The sequence below is a fragment of the Streptomyces cynarae genome (genome assembly GCF_025642135.1).
GTDB classification, from domain to species: domain Bacteria; phylum Actinomycetota; class Actinomycetes; order Streptomycetales; family Streptomycetaceae; genus Streptomyces; species Streptomyces cynarae.
Genome location: NZ_CP106793.1, coordinates 4,788,982 through 4,803,138 on the forward strand (window position 1 = coordinate 4,788,982; position 14,157 = coordinate 4,803,138).

The following is a 14,157-nucleotide window of genomic DNA, read 5'->3' on the forward strand; positions in this document are numbered from 1 at the left end:
TGACCGGCCCATGGGCTGCTCCTGGTTCCGCGCGGAAGTAGGGACCGGAACTATCTACGCGGGTAGTGCCGTCCCTCTCCGCTCTCCAGACCAGGAGCCTCGTATGCCCGTCAACCCCATGAACAGACGCGAGTTCATGCAGAAGTCGGCCGTCACCTCGGCGGCGGTCGCCGTCGCGGGAACGGTCGGCAGCGGTACGGCCGAGGCTGCCGACCACCAGCCCGAGAAGACGCCCCGCACCTGGTCCTTCTCCGTCCTCGGCACCACCGATCTGCACAGCCACGTCTTCGACTGGGACTACTACAAGGACGCCGCCTACAGCGACAAGGCCGGCAACTCCGTCGGTGTCGCGCGTGTCGCCACGCTCATCAAGCAGCAGCGCGAGGCGAAGGGCGAGGACCGGGTGCTGCTGGTGGACGCCGGCGACATCATCCAGGGCACCTCGCTTGCCTACTACTTCGCCCGCGTCGACCCGATCACCGGCAAGGACGCCCCCAAGCACCCCATGGCCGTCGCCATGAACCACATGCGCTACGACGCCGCCGCGCTCGGCAACCACGAGTTCAACTACGGCATCGATGTCCTGCGGAAGTTCGAGAGCCAGTGCCACTTCCCGCTCCTCGGCGCCAACGCACTCGACGCCAAGACCCTGCGGCCCGCCTTCCGTCCGTACACCGTGAAGTGCGTCCGGGTCCCCGGCGCCCCCGACATCAAGGTCGGCATTCTCGGGCTCACGAACCCCGGGATCGCGCTGTGGGACAAGGACAACGTCAGCGGGAAGATGGTGTTCCCGGGGCTCGTCGAGCAGGCGAAGAAGTACGTGCCGCGGCTGCGGGCGCTGGGCTGTGACGTGGTGTTCCTGACGGACCACTCGGGCCTGGACGGCTCGTCCTCGTACGGCGACGAACTCCCGTACGTGGAGAACGCGTCGAACCTCGTCGCCGAGCAGGTGCCGGGCATCGACGCGATCCTGGTCGGCCACACCCACGTCGAGGTCCCCTCCTACACGGTGAAGAACGAGGAGACCGGCGAGGAGGTCCTCCTCTCCGAGCCGTACTGCTGGGGCTACCGCCTGAGCGTCTTCGACTTCGAGCTCGAACTCCACCACGGACGGTGGAAGGTGACGAGCAAGACGGCCCGGACCCTCAACCCCAACACGGTGGACGAGGACCCGGAGATCAAGCGGCTCCTGGAGGCCGACCACGAACTGGTGGTGAAGTACGTCAACACGCCCGTCGGCACCTGCACGGCGGACCTGTCGGCGGCGGAGTCCTGCTGGAAGGACGTCCCCATCATGGACTTCATCCACCAGGTGCAGATGGCGACGGTCGCCTCCGGGCTGTCCTCCGCCGACGCCGCCCTCCCGCTGATCTCGGTCGCCGCGCCGTTCAGCCGGACCGCGGACATCCCCGCGGGGAGTGTGACGATCAAGGACATCGCCGGGCTCTACATCTACGACAACACCCTCTACGGCAAGAAGCTGACCGGCGCCCAGCTCAAGGACTACCTGGAGTACGCGGCGAAGTACTACCACCAGGTCCCGTCCGGCACGAAGGTCGACACCGCGACCCTCACCAACGCCGACAACTTCTGGGACTACATGTACGACACCGCCGCCGGGGTCGACTACGAGATCGACATCGCGCAGCCCGAGGGCTCGCGCATCAAGAACCTCTCCTACAAGGGCGCACCGGTCGCCGACGACCAGGTCTTCGTCGTCGCCGTCAACAACTACCGCGCCAACGGCGGCTCCGGCTACCCGCACATCGCCTCGGCGCCGATCGCGTACAGCTCGACAAACGAGATCCGCCAGCTGATGATCGACTACGTGACATCCAAGGGGACCCTGGACCCGGCGGACTTCGCGGTCACCAACTGGCGGCTGACGCAGGACGGCACGCCGGTGTTCTAGGCCGTCCCGAGCAAGGTGCCGGTCCGCTCCGCCAGGAACTCCTCCCAGGTCCGGGTGCCCTTGTCGGCGCCCTCGAGGGTCAGGTTGGCCCCGGACCGGTAGGCGCGGCCGGCCTTGCCGGGCATGCGGACCGGGAGCATCGGGCGGTGCTTGCCGCGTGCCGTGAGGTAGGTGCGCAGCAGGTCCGCGAGGTCGTACACCGCCGGCCCGGTCAGGTCGGGGACCAGGCCGGCCGGTCCGCCGAGCGTCAGCTCCACGAGCCGGGCGGCCACCTCGCGTGCGTCGACCGGTTGCAGCCGCATCCCGCCGGGCACCGGGATCACCGGCAGCTTGGCCATCTTCTCGGCCATGAGCAGCGCCAGGTCGTGGAACTGGGCGGCCCGCAGGGTCGTCCACGCGATCCCCGACCCGGAGACCGCCCGCTCCGCCTCCAGCTTGGAGCGCAGCCAGGCCAGCGGGACGCGGTCCGCGCCGATGACCGAGATGTACACCAGGTGCCGGACCCCGGCCTCCCGCGCGGCCCGGACCAGGCTGCGGGTCGCCTCGTCGTCGCCCTTGGGGCCGCCCGCGAGGTGCAGGACGGTCCGGGTGCCCGCCACCGCCGCGTCGAGTCCCTCGCCGGTCCGCAGATCGCAGGCCACGTGTTCGACGCCCTGCGCGGGTAGTTCCCGTGCGTGCCGGCTCAGCACCCGGACCTCGCGGCCCGCCTCCCGCAGCAGCGGGACGACGTGGCGGCCGAGTGTGCCGGTGCCACCGGTGACCAGGACGGGCGCGTTAGTCGTGTTCATGGTGTTCTCCTCAATCGGTCGATCCATCACTCAGTGGGTGATCTACTGAGATGACCCGTCGCCCGGAAGGAATGTGACACGGTGCCCGAACTTCCTTTGACAACCGAGTGGTTCGAGGTGCAGCGTCCCAGGTTGCGGGCGGTCGCCTACCGGATGCTCGGATCGCTCAGCGAGGCCGACGACGCCCTCCAGGAGGCATGGCTGCGCGTCGACCGCGCCGACACGGCCGACGTGGAGAACCCGGCCGCGTGGCTGACGACCGTGGTGGCCCGGGTGTGCCTGAATATGCTGCGCTCGCGCGAGAACCGGCGCGAGGAGTCGCTGGAAGCGGCCAGGGCACCGGTCACGGGTGCGGTCGTCGACCCGGAGGAGGAGGCGCTGCTCGCCGACTCGGTGGGCCTGGCGCTGCTGGTCGTCCTCGACAGGCTGACGCCCGACGAGCGGCTCGCGTTCGTGCTGCACGACATGTTCGCGATGCCGTTCGACGAGATCGGCACGATGCTCGAGAAGACCCCGGCCGCGACCCGGCAGCTCGCGAGCCGCGCCCGCCGCCGGGTCAGGGCACCCCGGCGCCCGAGGCCGACCTGCCCCGGCAGCGCCGGGTCGTCGACGCCTACCTGGCCGCGACGCGCGGCGGCGACTTCGACGGGTTGCTGGCGCTGCTCCACCCCGACGTGGTGCTGCGCGCCGACCGCTCGGTCGTCCCGACCCCCGAACCCCTCCGCATCGCCGGTGCCCACCCGGTGGCCAAGGGCGCGATGGCGTCCATGGGCCGGGCCCGGTTCACCGCCGCCGTCCTGGTGGACGACCGCCTCGGCCTGGCGATGCTCGAGGCCGGCCGGCTGCGGCTGGTGCTGAGCTTCACCTTGGCCGACGGCCTGATCACGGAGATCGACGTGATCGCGGACCGGGAACGGCTGCGGGAGGTGGAGGTGGCGGTGCTCGACGAGCCGGCGATCAGCTGAGCGTGCTCGGGTGCCCTTCATCCGCCTCCGCCTCTCCGACAGGCGGGGGCGCGCAGTCGGGGCAGGCGGGCGGGAGGCCGAGACAGGAGTGCAGGGCAAGGCTCAGCCTGTGGTCGACGGCCTCGCGCTCGGCGGTGGGATCCGGGTCCTCGGACGGGGGTGTGAGCGCGTAGGGCAGGACGGTGGTGAGGACGGCGAGTGTGACCGTGTCCTGTGTGGCGCCCCTCGGCAGGTGCCCGGTCACGTGCCGGCGCAGCCAGTCGCAGGCCGTCCGGTGCCAGACGGTGGTCGGGCGGAGTACGGCGGCGTGCGTCAGGTCCGGGGCGGTCAGCGCCATGGCCCGGGTGGCGGGATGCTCGCGCAGCAGACGCGCCGCGCGCACCACGACGCGGACGGCGAGGCACCGTGGCGGCGGCAGCGGGCCGGGTGCCTCGCAGGCCACCTGCAGCAGACGCCGCAGCTCGGCCAGCGTGGCGTCCCGGATCAGGACCTGATGGCCGGCCCAGTTCCGGTAGAGGTAGGAGCGGTTGCAGCGGGCCAGGCGGGCGACGTGGGTCACGCCGACCCGCCGGGGGCCGTACTGGGCCAGCGCGTCCAGGGTCGCGCGGTACACCGTGCCCGTCCCGGGCTGCCGGACGGAGGAGGTCGATCGGTCCACGTCCGGGAGCATGGCAGGGGTGGAGGTAGTACCTGGCTGGAAAAGTGGGACAGATCTGGAGAAAGTGTTGCGGTTTTTCCGACTATCGGGTGAGGGGGGCGGTGGGTGTCATCCTGTTCAGCAGCCGGTCGTCCAGGTGTGTGAGGCGCCCTGGTCGTTCGCGGCGGCGTTGTAGCCGACCTCCTGTCCCGGGGCCAGGCAGATGGTGACATGGCCCAGCAGCTCACGCGCGGAGTAGACCTTGACGTGGTCCTTGACGCCCGGGCCGGAGATGCCGTGGTTCGCCCAGGAGGAGTCGTGCCAGGCCATGTCCCCCTCCCACCAGTGGTCGTCGCCGCTGTGCTCGATCTTCAGGCCCGTGAAGTTCGCTTCGGTCCACACACAGAAGTTGCCGCTGCCGCAGGGCACGGCCTGCGCGGACGCGGAGGTGGCGAGCACGGCCCCGGCGGACAGGGTGGTGGCGGCGAGGAGGGCGGCCAGGCGCTTGTTCATGCTGAGGGTCTTCCTTTCGCGGTGAGGAGAGATGTGGCCTCGGCGAGGGCATGGGCACGCAGCCGCTGCCACTCGGCGATCTCGGCGCGGTGCCGGGAACGGACCTCGGCCAGGGAACGGTGGGACTGCTCGGCCTCGGGCTGAAGGTTGTTCACGATCACCGACGTGCGGAACCAGCGGCGCTGGTCGCCGTAGAGCCGCTGCTGGGCCGCCGCGAGGCAGCCGTCGGTGTGGGCGCGGACCACGTAGCCCGTGGGCAGGCGCAGCGACAGTTCTGCCTCGCCCGACCCGAACAGCGCGTCCGAGACGCGCCGTTGCTCGACGGACGAGGGCGTCGGCTGCCCCGGACGGGGAGGGACCAGGCCCTGGCGGGCGAGACAGTCGTCGGTGAGCCGCCGGGTGGCGGCCTTGATGACGTCGTCGGGGGAGGGACGGGGTGGTGCGGTCGCCTTCGTCGCACAGGCGGTGAGGACCAGGCCGGGGACGAGGAGCGCGGCAACGGCCGTCGTACGCGGACGCATCTGCGGATCAGCCCGGCCGGCACCCCATCGTGCTGTCACTGACCCCGTCGAACTTCGTCGCCCACTCCCAGTTGTTGGAGTAGTCGTCCGGATAGATCGCGCGGTAGAGGCAGCCGCCGGGCTGGTAACTGATCGCGTACACGGTCACGGAGGCACGCGAGTCGAAGGAGTACGCGTGCCGCTTCACCCGAGGGTCGGCCTCCCGATACCCGGGTGGTGCGTAGCCCCAGGCGCCGCCGGGTCCCATCTGGTTCGGGTCCGGCCAGAAGTACACATGCCCGGGAGGCACGGCGACGGCGTGCGCGGCCGGGGCGGCGGCCGGCCCGAGGGCCGCCAAGAGGGCAGAGGCGATGACGAGGTGACGCATGGCCGGGGCATGCCCTTGGGCTACCGCCCGTATGCGGCACGTGTGTCCGGTTCACCCCTTCCGGGGGATCAAAGGGTACGAGCGCCCTTGAGGAATGCGCCCCATGCGCCGGAGGACACGGTGAGGGTGGGACCGGTGGGGTTCTTCGAGTCGCGGATGTGTATGGCATCAACGTCTTGGGCGACCTCGACGCAGTCCCCGCCACTGTCGTTGCTGTAGCTCGACTTGAACCACCGCAGTGCGCTGCTCATCGCTGCTCTTCTCCTGCCAGCCGCTGGATGAGGCTCAGTGAGTCGTCCGGGCTCAAAGCCTGTGTGCGGATCTTCGCATAGCGGTGCGAGAGTTGGGCCACCTTGGTGGGATCACCGACGAGGACGCTTTCATCCTCGATCTCCATGTAGACCACGTGGTGGTGCTCTTTCGTCTCCACCAGCTTCATGTCACCGCGGGCTCCTGCATGACCGGCGCGCAGCCCCCGTTCCAATGGCAGCACCTGGATGCTGACATTGTCCCGCTCCGCGACCTCTGCTAGCGAGCGCAATTGCTCGTGCAGCACCTCCCAACTGCCGAACGGCCGCCGAAGCACCGACTCGTCGAGGATCAGCTCGATCATGGCAACGGGATCGCGATCGAAGAGCGCCTTGCGCGCCATGCGCGCTTCGACCAGCTCCTCCACCTTGTCATCGGCGAGCTTTGGATAGCCGCCGCCGATCAGGGCGCGGGCATAACCCTCCGTCTGGAAGAGGCCGTCGACCACGTACGTCTGGTATGACGACAGCGTCACTGCCTCGGCCTCCATCAAGGCGAAGTCCTTGAACTGCGGCGGGTACTTGTCGAGCAGCACGTACTTGCGTGCCTTCTCGAAGACGCCCAATCCCCCGCCGAGCGCCTCCTCCAGCTTGACGAGCATCTTGTCGCTGGCGGGCTGCGCGCACGTCTCCATCGCGCTGACCGCCGACCCGGTGTACCCGATCTTCCTCCCCAACTCCTCCTGCGACAGCTGCTGCTGCTCGCGCAGCGCCTTCGCCAGGGCGGCGACCAGATGTGCCGTCCCGCTCGCCTCCGTCTTGTTCACAGCCCGCGCCATTGCGGTCACCCCCGAACTCAACCGAACTCAACCGGTCGCAAGTCGCTCGTGCCGGTTTCCGACCGTTGCTATTGGTCGACACAGAGTTATGGAAGACGCTAACCCCGCCTGTCGAAACTGGCCGCATGAATACGCAAAGTGACCTGGACTGGATCCCCTCCACCGGCATCCAACTCCGCAAAGCCGGCGTCCGGTTCGACGCCCTCCGGATCGACGGCGACCGGGGTCGCGCCCTCGCCGACCGTCTCGCCCGCATGACCGGCGGAGCCCCGGGACCCGCCATCGAGGAGGACAACGGAAGACGTGCCGTCTACTTCCTCGTCCCGGTCGGCACCACGTCCCACCGCTCCTGGCCGGACGGAGTCACGCGCCTCACCGCCGGCCCGAACCGTATCTCGTAGATCCCGATCCCAGCGCTCGACGGCCTGACCTGGCCCCTGAGTTGGCGCTACCGGCCGACGGCATTCGGCGACCTGGTCCACACACTGCTCCTGCGGACCGCCCTTCACTCCCCGGAGTGAAATAAGCGAACTACCCCCCAGGTAAAGCCAGTTCCGGCTTGCACTCGTCGCTCTGCGTGCCCATAGAGTCGCGCCAACAGGCAACAAGAACGCCCCCGCGGTGCGCCAACACCCGGGGGCTCGACATCAGGAGCTAGCCCTCCCAATGCGTATTCATCGTACGACGCCCACGCGCGCCTTTTCCGTCTTCTCCAACGCTCTTCTCCGCGATCGCAGCATCTCCTGGTGCGCGGTAGGCGTACTGACGTACCTATTGAGCCTGCCGAACGACGCCCGCGTCACCATCCGCACGCTCGCGGAGCAACGCAAGGAGGGGCGGGCGCGGATCGCCGCGGCCCTGCATGAGCTGGAGGAATCCCGGTATCTGCGGCGGGTGGTGCACAAGAGCCGCACGACGGGCCAACTCTTCACCGTCTACGAGGTGTTCGACACTCCGTACGAGGACGAGCCACCGTCGGGTGAATCGGAGGAATCCCAGAACCTGGCCTCCGGCGAGTCGGCCGACGCGCCGTCGGACGATCCCCCTTCGGGGGAAAAGACCAGGGAAGAAGAACCTCCCTCCCCGCCGCCGCCCCCGCCCGCCGCTCCGAGCGAGCGCACCGCGCTCGCCGCCAAGCTGCTCGGCCGCGCACACCCCGGCTGACGCTCGGTGCCGAAGACGCGCTGCGGCTCGCGCCACTGGTGGAGGAGTGGTGGGACGCGGGGGTAAGCAGTGCCCAAGTGCGGGCGGCCCTGACGGACGGGCTGCCGCCGCGCGTGTACTCGCCGCGCGCCCTCATCGAGAACCGCCTGCGCCGCAAGCGCCCGGCGCCGCCGACGGCCGGACCGGTCACGACCGTCGAGGTTGAGACGCGCACGCCCGGGGCGTCCGCCTACCGGGAGGCCGCCCGGCGAGGCGGCGCGCTGGCATGGGCGCTGCTGCGGGGGCAGGCCGCGCCCACGTAGACGCACAGACTCCCGGCCGCACGCCCGTGCCGCCGGGTCCACCAACAGAAAGGGATGCGATGACTGCATTGCTGGAACGGACCGAAACGGTATACCGACGGTATACTGCCGTCATGGCTGACACCACCGTCAAGGTCGACCCCGCTGTCCGTGACCGCCTCATGGTGCTCGCCCGCGAGCGGGGGATGACCATGCGCGACCTGATCGCCGAGCTGGCGGGGGCCACGCCCACCAAGGAAGAACTGCGGAAGCGCTACGAGGAGACCAAGGCGTACTGCGAGACGCACTTCGGTGTGACGCTTACGGATGAGGACCACGACAGGGTGGAGAAGGTCTGGCAGGACCTTGAGGCCGGCCGGCCCGTGGACAGCCTGTGAGCGGGACGAGGGCGGGGTCGACGGGGGTCGTGTTCGACGAGTCGGCTCTGCTGGCGCTGGGTTCGGGGAACTCGCTCGCCTCGCAGTTCGTCGCGAACACCGAGCACGGACCCATGCGGCACGTGTACGTACCGGCGCTCTGCCTCGCCGCAGCCGACGGGATGCGCAAGGGACTGGCTGAGCACATCGGGGCACTGCCCGCCGTCGAAATCGTCGAACTCGACTTCGCGGCTGCTTCCACCGTGGGCGCGTTGCTTCGCGACGGGGTGGAGTGGCGGTTGGGCCACGCGGTCCACCTGTCCCGCCCGACGCCGGACTGGCCGGATGGACGCCATGTCCTGACGGTCGATCCCGGTCTGTACGCGGACATGCCCCTTGTACGGACCATCCGGCTGCCGCGTCAGCGGTGACCGTCTGCCGGGGGAGGGCGTCCACCGGGAGCCCCTCCCCGGCCTCAGCTGAAGACGATCATCGAACCCTGCGCCAGGCTCCGCGTCGCCGCCGCGTGCAGGCCCAGCCACACATGGCGTTCGCGGGCGAACGGGCTCGGGTCGTACGGAGCCGGAAGCGCGGGTTCCTCCAGGGACGTGGGGGCGAGCGGCGGGTCCGGGGCGGCCGGGGGGTTCGCCGGATCGATGCCGATCGACGGGCCCACGAACTCCAGTTCCCGCAGCAACGCCTGCGACGAGCCCAACGGGCCGCCGCCCGCAAGGAGTTCGTCGTTCGACAGGGGCTGCGGGAAGTCCACCGGGACGTAGGCGCCGGCGTGGTCGTAGTGCCACACCAGGTGCGACTGCTGGGCCGTCGACTCGAACATCTCCAGGAGCTGCTCGTAGTCGCCGCCCAGCTCGTCGACCGGGGTCACGGCGAGACCGCACACCTGGAGCAGATAGGCGCGGCGCAGGAAGTGCAGCGCGTCGTAGTCGAATCCCGCGACGGGGGCCACCTCACCGGTCAGGCCCGGCATGTACTGGTACACCGGCACCGGCGGCAGTCCGGCCTCGCCCAGCACCTTGTCGTAGAGGGCGAGTTCCTCGGCGAACGGGTTGTCGGGGGTGTGGCACAACACGTCGACGAGCGGGACCAGCCACAGGTCACAGGCCAACAGTAAGCTCCTTGGGTTATCGGTGTGGTGCAGGAAGCGTAATGGGCGTGCGGGCGTGCGGGCGGCCGGTCGCGCTCAGCCGTGCAGGGCCGTGCAGGTCCCATACCCACACCCCGCCCACCCACTTACATGGCGTCGGTGAAAGGGGAGTCGGCCTGCCGCGTGCTCAACCAGCGGCCAGCCGCTCCAGCAGCGCGAGGGAGTGCGCGTTGTACGCGGCGACCACGGCGTGCGCGGCGGCGGGGTCGCGGCGGGCGAGGGCGTCGACGAGTTCGGTGTGCCCGGCCCACAGCCGGCCCTTCAGATCGGTGACCCGGCGCAGGTGCTGCACCGCGCACACCCAGGACTGCACGCGCAGCCGGTGCAGGAAGTCGGCGAGGTAGGGGTTGCCGTACAGGGCGCTCAGCTCGCGCCAGAAGCGCAGGTCGTAGCCGATGAGGACGTTCAGGTCGCCGGCCGTGGCGGCGCGCTCGGCCTCCTCGCCGCGGCGGCGCACCGCGGCGAGGGCGGCGGTGCGGCGCGGGTCGTCCGCGGCGGACCTGCGGTGGCCTGCGCCGACGCCGTCCTCGATGAGGCGGTGGAAGATGCCGTCGGTGACCAGGCTGCGCGCCTCGATCATGCCGCGGTAGTCGTCCAGGGAGTAGGCGCGGACCTCGAAACCCCGGTGCTGGACGGCGTCCAGGAGACCCTGCGCCGACAGGTCGACCAGCGCCTCGCGGACAGGGGTCGCGGAGACGCCGTACTGCTCGGCGATCTCCTTCACCGTGAACTCCTGCCCCGGCTGCAACCGGCCGGCCAGCACCTCGTCGCGGAGCGCGTCCGCGATCTGCTGCCGCAAGGTGCTACGAGTGACGGCGCCATTGCCGGGCATCGTTGTCTGGGTCCCCCCATCCGCGTACGGGTGCGTGTTCCTGCCGGAGACACGTCACCTTACGCGGTGGGGAGCCCATGAGCGCCCTGTCTGAGATGCAGCCGGTCAGACCGTGTACTCGTCGGCCACGGACAGCGCCGCGTCCAGGGCCGCGAGGCCCTCCTTCGCCTCCGCCTCGGTGATCGTGCAGGGCGGGACGACATGGGTGCGGTTCATGTTGATGAAGGGCCACAGACCGTGCGCCTTGGCGGCGGCGGCGAACGCGGCCATGGGGGCGTTCGCCTCACCGGTGGCGTTGTACGGCACCAGCGGCTCCCGGGTCTCACGGTTCCTGACCAGCTCCAGGGCCCAGAACATGCCGACGCCGCGCACCTCGCCCACCGACGGGTGCCGCTCGGCCAGCGCGCGCAGCCCCGGCTCGATGACCTGCGCGCCGATCACGGCGGCGTTCGCGACGACGCCCTCCTCGGCCATCACCTCGAGCGTGGCGACCGCGGCGGCGCAGGCCAACGGGTGACCGGAGTAGGTCAGGCCGCCCGGGTAGGGCCGCCTGCCGAAGGTCTCGGCGATCCTCGGCGAGATGGCGACACCGCCGAGCGGCACATAGCCGGAGTTCACACCCTTGGCGAAGGTCATCAGGTCCGGGACCACGTCGAACAGTTCGGCCGCGAACCATGCGCCGGTGCGTCCGAACCCGGCCATCACCTCGTCCAGGACGAAGACGATCCCGTGCTTGTCGCACAGTTCGCGCACGCCCGCGAGGTAGTCGCGGGGCGGGACCATGATCCCGGCGGTCCCGGGGATGGTCTCCAGGACGATCGCGGCGATCGTGCCGGGGCCCTCGAACGCGATCGTCGTCTCCAGGTGCTCCAGCGCCCGCTCGCACTCCTGCTGCTCGGTCTCGGCGTAGAACCGCGAGCGGTACAGGAACGGCGCCCAGAAGTGCACCACGCCCGCCGCACCGCTGTCGGAGGCCCAGCGGCGCGGGTCGCCGGTGATGTTCACGGCCTGCTGTGTGCCGCCGTGGTAGGAGCGGTACGCGGACAGCACCTTGGGCCGGCCGGTGTGCAGGCGCGCCATGCGCACGGCGTGTTCGACCGCGTCGGCGCCGCCGTTGGTGAAGAAGATCTTGTCCAGGTCGCCGGGGGTGCGCCGGGCGATCAGCCGGGCGGCCTCGGAACGGGCCTCTACGGCGAAGGCGGGCGCGAACGTGGCCAGGGTCGCGGCCTGCTCCTGGATCGCGGCGACGACCTTGGGGTGCTGGTAGCCGATGTTGGTGAAGACGAGCCCGCTGGTGAAGTCGAGGTAGCGGTTGCCGTCGTAGTCCCAGAAGTACGACCCCTCCGCACCGGCGACGGCGAGCGGGTCGATGAGCTCCTGCGCTGACCACGAGTGGAAGACGTGCGCACGGTCCGCGGCCTTGACGGCGGCGCCGGCCTGGGGGTCGGTCTGAGGGATCATGCGGCGAGGCTAGGAGCGGCGGAGTCGGGCGGGACATGGGCGGGATGTCTGCGCTCAGGGGTATTCCGCGACAGGTTGTCGGGTGCGGGGCGCCTCGACGCGGCCCGTTACGGAACCGTGCACGCCGCTGCCGCCGACTCCCTCTGGGGCGGCACTATTCTCTGGCTGTCGCACGCACAGGGGGGTAGGTGAGGCGGCGATGGAACGGCTGGGGACCGGGGATCCACTGGGGGTCCCCCCGGGCTTCAAGCTCCGGGGGAGCGTCGGGGGCTATCGGCTGCTGGCGCGGCTGGGGGCCGGCGGTATGGGCAGCGTGTATCTGGCCCGCTCCGACCGGGGCCGTACGGTCGCGGTGAAACTCGTGCGGCGGGAGCTGGCCGAGCAGGAGGAGTTCCGGGCCCGCTTCCGGCAGGAGGTGCAGGCCGCGCGGCGGGTCGGCGGGTACTGGACCGCGCCCGTCCTGGACGCCGACACCGAGGCCGACATCCCCTGGGTCGCCACCGGGTACGTCGCCGGGCCGACCCTCCAGACCGTCGTCTCGCAGGACCACGGTGCGCTGCCGGAGCGGTCCGTGCGCGTGCTGGCCGCCGGGCTCGCCCACGCCCTGCAGGACATCCACGCCGCCGGGCTGATCCACCGCGACCTGAAACCGTCCAACGTCCTCGTGACCATCGACGGCCCCCGGGTCATCGACTTCGGCATCGCCCGCGCGCTGGAGACCCTCACGGGCGCCGGGTTCACGCGCACCGGGGCGCTCGTCGGGTCGCCCGGGTTCATGGCGCCCGAGCAGGTGCGGGGCGACCGCGTCACACCCGCGTGCGACGTCTTCTGCCTGGGCTCCGTGCTCGCGTACGCCGCCACGGGCGCCCTTCCCTTCGGGGGCGCGAACAGCGGGGTGCACGCCCTGATGTTCCGCATCGCACAGGAGGACCCGGACCTGGAGGGCCTGCCGGAGGGGCTGGCGGAACTGGTGGGGGACTGCCTGCGCAAGGACCCGGCCGCGCGGCCGACCCCGGCGCAGATCCTGGAACGCACGGGCGCCGACGACACGCTCAGCGAGGGCCGCAGCCGCGACCCGTGGCTGCCGGGCGCCCTGGTCGCCCAGCTGGGGCGCCATGCGGTGCGGTTGCTGGACACGGAGGATCCGGAGGAACCGGAGGACCCTGAGGAATGGGATGGTCCGGAGCGTCCGCAGAGGCCTGGGGGTCCGGAGAGGCCGGGGCGTCCGGAGAGGCCGTGGGGTCCGGAGGGCCCGCAGGGGCCCGGGGTTCCTGAGAGGGCGGGATCGGGGGCTCCCGGCACTGCGGATGCGCCCACGGCTCCGGCACCTCTGTCGGCTTCCACGATCCCGGGGCCGCCCCCCGCCTCGGGCGCCCCCTACGGCGCGGTACCGCCACCGCCCGGCGTCTTCGGACCTCCGCCGCAGCAGCCGCGGCCGCCCGCCCCCGCAGGCTGGGGCACGCCGCCGTACGGTCCGTCCGCGTACGGTGACCCGGCGCCTGCGCGGCGCAGCGGACGTTTCACCGCCCTGCTGATCCTGGTCGCCCTGGTCGTCGCCCTCGGTGCGGGCGGTTCGGTGTACGCGGTGCTGCGCGGGGACGGGACCGGCACCACCGGCGGCGGCACCCCGTCGCGGACCTCCGCCCCGTCCACCACCCCCGGCCCGAGCACGCCCGGGCAGCCGTCCTCGTCGGCCTCGGCGTCGGCGTCGGTCTCAGCCGGCACCGGCTCTCCGGGGGCCGTCCCCGACGCCTACCTCGGCACCTGGACCGCCGCGATCGACAACGCCACCGGGCACAACACCCGGCGCCTGGTCATCCAGCAGGGCGGGGTGGGCGACACGGTGTTGTCGCTGACCGCCGACGGCGACACGTACCACTGCGTCTTCCGGGCCGAGCTGGCCGAGAAGCCCGCCGTGAACGGCCCGCTGCGGATCGGCCCGTCCACGGTCGGCGGCGGCCGGCCGGCGTCGTCCTGCACCCCGGGCGGCGCGTCAGAGCTGACGCTGCTCCCGGACGGCCGCCTCAAGCGCGTGAACACGACCACCGGCGAGGCCCTGACCTACACGAAAACGGGGTAGGCACAGG

General features: G+C 70.9%; 16 protein-coding genes and 2 pseudogenes. 8 read left to right on the plus strand and 10 right to left on the minus strand.

What is annotated here, in order from left to right:
• Positions 1–103 precede the first annotated feature (103 nt).
• A complete protein-coding gene (locus N8I84_RS21965; RefSeq protein WP_263231100.1) occupies positions 104–1,912 on the plus strand; it encodes a bifunctional metallophosphatase/5'-nucleotidase in 1,809 nt (602 codons plus the stop codon).
• Here the strand turns inward: N8I84_RS21965 and N8I84_RS21970 are convergent.
• Positions 1,909–2,700 carry an SDR family oxidoreductase gene (locus N8I84_RS21970; RefSeq protein WP_263231102.1) on the minus strand — a complete coding sequence of 264 codons (792 nt, stop codon included), beginning with the start codon at positions 2,698–2,700 and terminating at the stop codon, positions 1,909–1,911. The genes N8I84_RS21965 and N8I84_RS21970 overlap by 4 nt on opposite strands.
• 153 nt (positions 2,701–2,853) lie before the next feature.
• On the opposite strand from N8I84_RS21970, the pseudogene N8I84_RS21975 reads away from it, so the two are divergent.
• Positions 2,854–3,665, plus strand: a pseudogene (locus tag N8I84_RS21975) (sigma-70 family RNA polymerase sigma factor).
• Here the strand turns inward: N8I84_RS21975 and N8I84_RS21980 are convergent.
• The 6 genes from N8I84_RS21980 to N8I84_RS22005 all read right to left on the minus strand — a co-directional run bounded on the left by N8I84_RS21980 (position 3,658) and on the right by N8I84_RS22005 (position 6,799).
• Positions 3,658–4,323 carry a hypothetical protein gene (locus N8I84_RS21980; protein WP_263231103.1) on the minus strand — a complete coding sequence of 222 codons (666 nt, stop codon included), beginning with the start codon at positions 4,321–4,323 and terminating at the stop codon, positions 3,658–3,660. The pseudogene N8I84_RS21975 and the gene N8I84_RS21980 overlap by 8 nt on opposite strands.
• A gap of 117 nt (positions 4,324–4,440) precedes the next feature.
• A complete protein-coding gene (locus N8I84_RS21985; RefSeq protein WP_263231104.1) occupies positions 4,441–4,815 on the minus strand; it encodes a peptidase inhibitor family I36 protein in 375 nt (124 codons plus the stop codon).
• Entirely contained in the window at positions 4,812–5,336 is a 525-nt protein-coding gene (locus N8I84_RS21990) for a hypothetical protein (RefSeq protein WP_263231105.1), read from the minus strand. The genes N8I84_RS21985 and N8I84_RS21990 overlap by 4 nt, the downstream gene beginning before the upstream one ends.
• 7 nt (positions 5,337–5,343) lie before the next feature.
• Positions 5,344–5,703 (minus strand): hypothetical protein, encoded by a 360-nt coding sequence (locus N8I84_RS21995; RefSeq protein WP_263231106.1) that lies wholly within the window; start codon positions 5,701–5,703, stop codon positions 5,344–5,346.
• Between the two features lie 68 nt (positions 5,704–5,771).
• Positions 5,772–5,954 (minus strand): DUF397 domain-containing protein, encoded by a 183-nt coding sequence (locus N8I84_RS22000; protein ID WP_263231107.1) that lies wholly within the window; start codon positions 5,952–5,954, stop codon positions 5,772–5,774.
• Positions 5,951–6,799: a helix-turn-helix domain-containing protein gene (locus tag N8I84_RS22005; RefSeq protein ID WP_390898932.1), complete on the minus strand. Its 849-nt coding sequence runs from the start codon at positions 6,797–6,799 to the stop codon at positions 5,951–5,953. Before N8I84_RS22005 ends, N8I84_RS22000 begins: the two co-directional genes overlap by 4 nt.
• Before the next feature lie 116 nt (positions 6,800–6,915).
• Between N8I84_RS22005 and N8I84_RS22010 the strand changes: the two are divergent.
• From N8I84_RS22010 to N8I84_RS22030, 5 genes and pseudogenes are all read left to right on the plus strand, one after another.
• Positions 6,916–7,311 (plus strand): annotated as a pseudogene (locus N8I84_RS22010) (hypothetical protein).
• Positions 7,312–7,456: 145 nt separating this feature from the next.
• Positions 7,457–7,954 (plus strand): hypothetical protein, encoded by a 498-nt coding sequence (locus tag N8I84_RS22015; protein ID WP_263231108.1) that lies wholly within the window; start codon positions 7,457–7,459, stop codon positions 7,952–7,954.
• 77 nt (positions 7,955–8,031) lie between these two features.
• The gene (locus N8I84_RS22020; RefSeq protein WP_263231109.1) at positions 8,032–8,256 is read left to right on the plus strand and encodes a hypothetical protein; all 225 of its coding nucleotides are present in this window, start codon (positions 8,032–8,034) and stop codon (positions 8,254–8,256) included.
• A gap of 113 nt (positions 8,257–8,369) precedes the next feature.
• Entirely contained in the window at positions 8,370–8,633 is a 264-nt protein-coding gene (locus N8I84_RS22025; RefSeq protein WP_228044417.1) for a hypothetical protein, read from the plus strand.
• On the plus strand, positions 8,630–9,043 hold the full coding sequence (locus tag N8I84_RS22030) for a PIN domain-containing protein (protein ID WP_263231112.1): 414 nt from the start codon (positions 8,630–8,632) through the stop codon (positions 9,041–9,043). The genes N8I84_RS22025 and N8I84_RS22030 overlap by 4 nt, the downstream gene beginning before the upstream one ends.
• Positions 9,044–9,087: 44 nt before the next feature.
• Here the strand turns inward: N8I84_RS22030 and N8I84_RS22035 are convergent, their stop codons facing one another.
• The 3 genes from N8I84_RS22035 to N8I84_RS22045 all read right to left on the minus strand — a co-directional run bounded on the left by N8I84_RS22035 (position 9,088) and on the right by N8I84_RS22045 (position 12,070).
• A complete protein-coding gene (locus N8I84_RS22035) occupies positions 9,088–9,738 on the minus strand; it encodes a hypothetical protein (protein ID WP_263231113.1) in 651 nt (216 codons plus the stop codon).
• A 166-nt stretch (positions 9,739–9,904) separates the two neighbouring features.
• A complete protein-coding gene (locus tag N8I84_RS22040) occupies positions 9,905–10,609 on the minus strand; it encodes a GntR family transcriptional regulator (RefSeq protein ID WP_263231114.1) in 705 nt (234 codons plus the stop codon).
• 105 nt (positions 10,610–10,714) lie between these two features.
• On the minus strand, positions 10,715–12,070 hold the full coding sequence (locus tag N8I84_RS22045; RefSeq protein ID WP_263231115.1) for an aspartate aminotransferase family protein: 1,356 nt from the start codon (positions 12,068–12,070) through the stop codon (positions 10,715–10,717).
• Positions 12,071–12,269: 199 nt separating this feature from the next.
• Here N8I84_RS22045 and N8I84_RS22050 point away from each other — a divergent pair, with 199 nt between their 5' ends.
• Positions 12,270–14,150, plus strand: coding sequence for a serine/threonine-protein kinase (locus N8I84_RS22050; RefSeq protein WP_263231116.1), 1,881 nt, complete (start codon positions 12,270–12,272; stop codon positions 14,148–14,150).
• The last annotated feature ends 7 nt before the right edge of the window (positions 14,151–14,157 follow it).

Coding starts and splice junctions, on each gene's coding strand:
- N8I84_RS21985 (WP_263231104.1), bottom strand. CDS start 4,815: ATGAACAAGCGCCTGGCCGCCCTCCTCGCCGCCACCACCCTGTCCGCC.
- N8I84_RS21995 (WP_263231106.1), bottom strand. CDS start 5,703: ATGCGTCACCTCGTCATCGCCTCTGCCCTCTTGGCGGCCCTCGGGCCG.
- N8I84_RS21990 (WP_263231105.1), bottom strand. CDS start 5,336: ATGCGTCCGCGTACGACGGCCGTTGCCGCGCTCCTCGTCCCCGGCCTG.
- N8I84_RS22015 (WP_263231108.1), top strand. CDS start 7,457: ATGCGTATTCATCGTACGACGCCCACGCGCGCCTTTTCCGTCTTCTCC.
- N8I84_RS22045 (WP_263231115.1), bottom strand. CDS start 12,070: ATGATCCCTCAGACCGACCCCCAGGCCGGCGCCGCCGTCAAGGCCGCG.
- N8I84_RS22040 (WP_263231114.1), bottom strand. CDS start 10,609: ATGCCCGGCAATGGCGCCGTCACTCGTAGCACCTTGCGGCAGCAGATC.
- N8I84_RS22000 (WP_263231107.1), bottom strand. CDS start 5,954: ATGAGCAGCGCACTGCGGTGGTTCAAGTCGAGCTACAGCAACGACAGT.
- N8I84_RS21970 (WP_263231102.1), bottom strand. CDS start 2,700: ATGAACACGACTAACGCGCCCGTCCTGGTCACCGGTGGCACCGGCACA.
- N8I84_RS22050 (WP_263231116.1), top strand. CDS start 12,270: ATGGAACGGCTGGGGACCGGGGATCCACTGGGGGTCCCCCCGGGCTTC.
- N8I84_RS22025 (WP_228044417.1), top strand. CDS start 8,370: ATGGCTGACACCACCGTCAAGGTCGACCCCGCTGTCCGTGACCGCCTC.
- N8I84_RS21965 (WP_263231100.1), top strand. CDS start 104: ATGCCCGTCAACCCCATGAACAGACGCGAGTTCATGCAGAAGTCGGCC.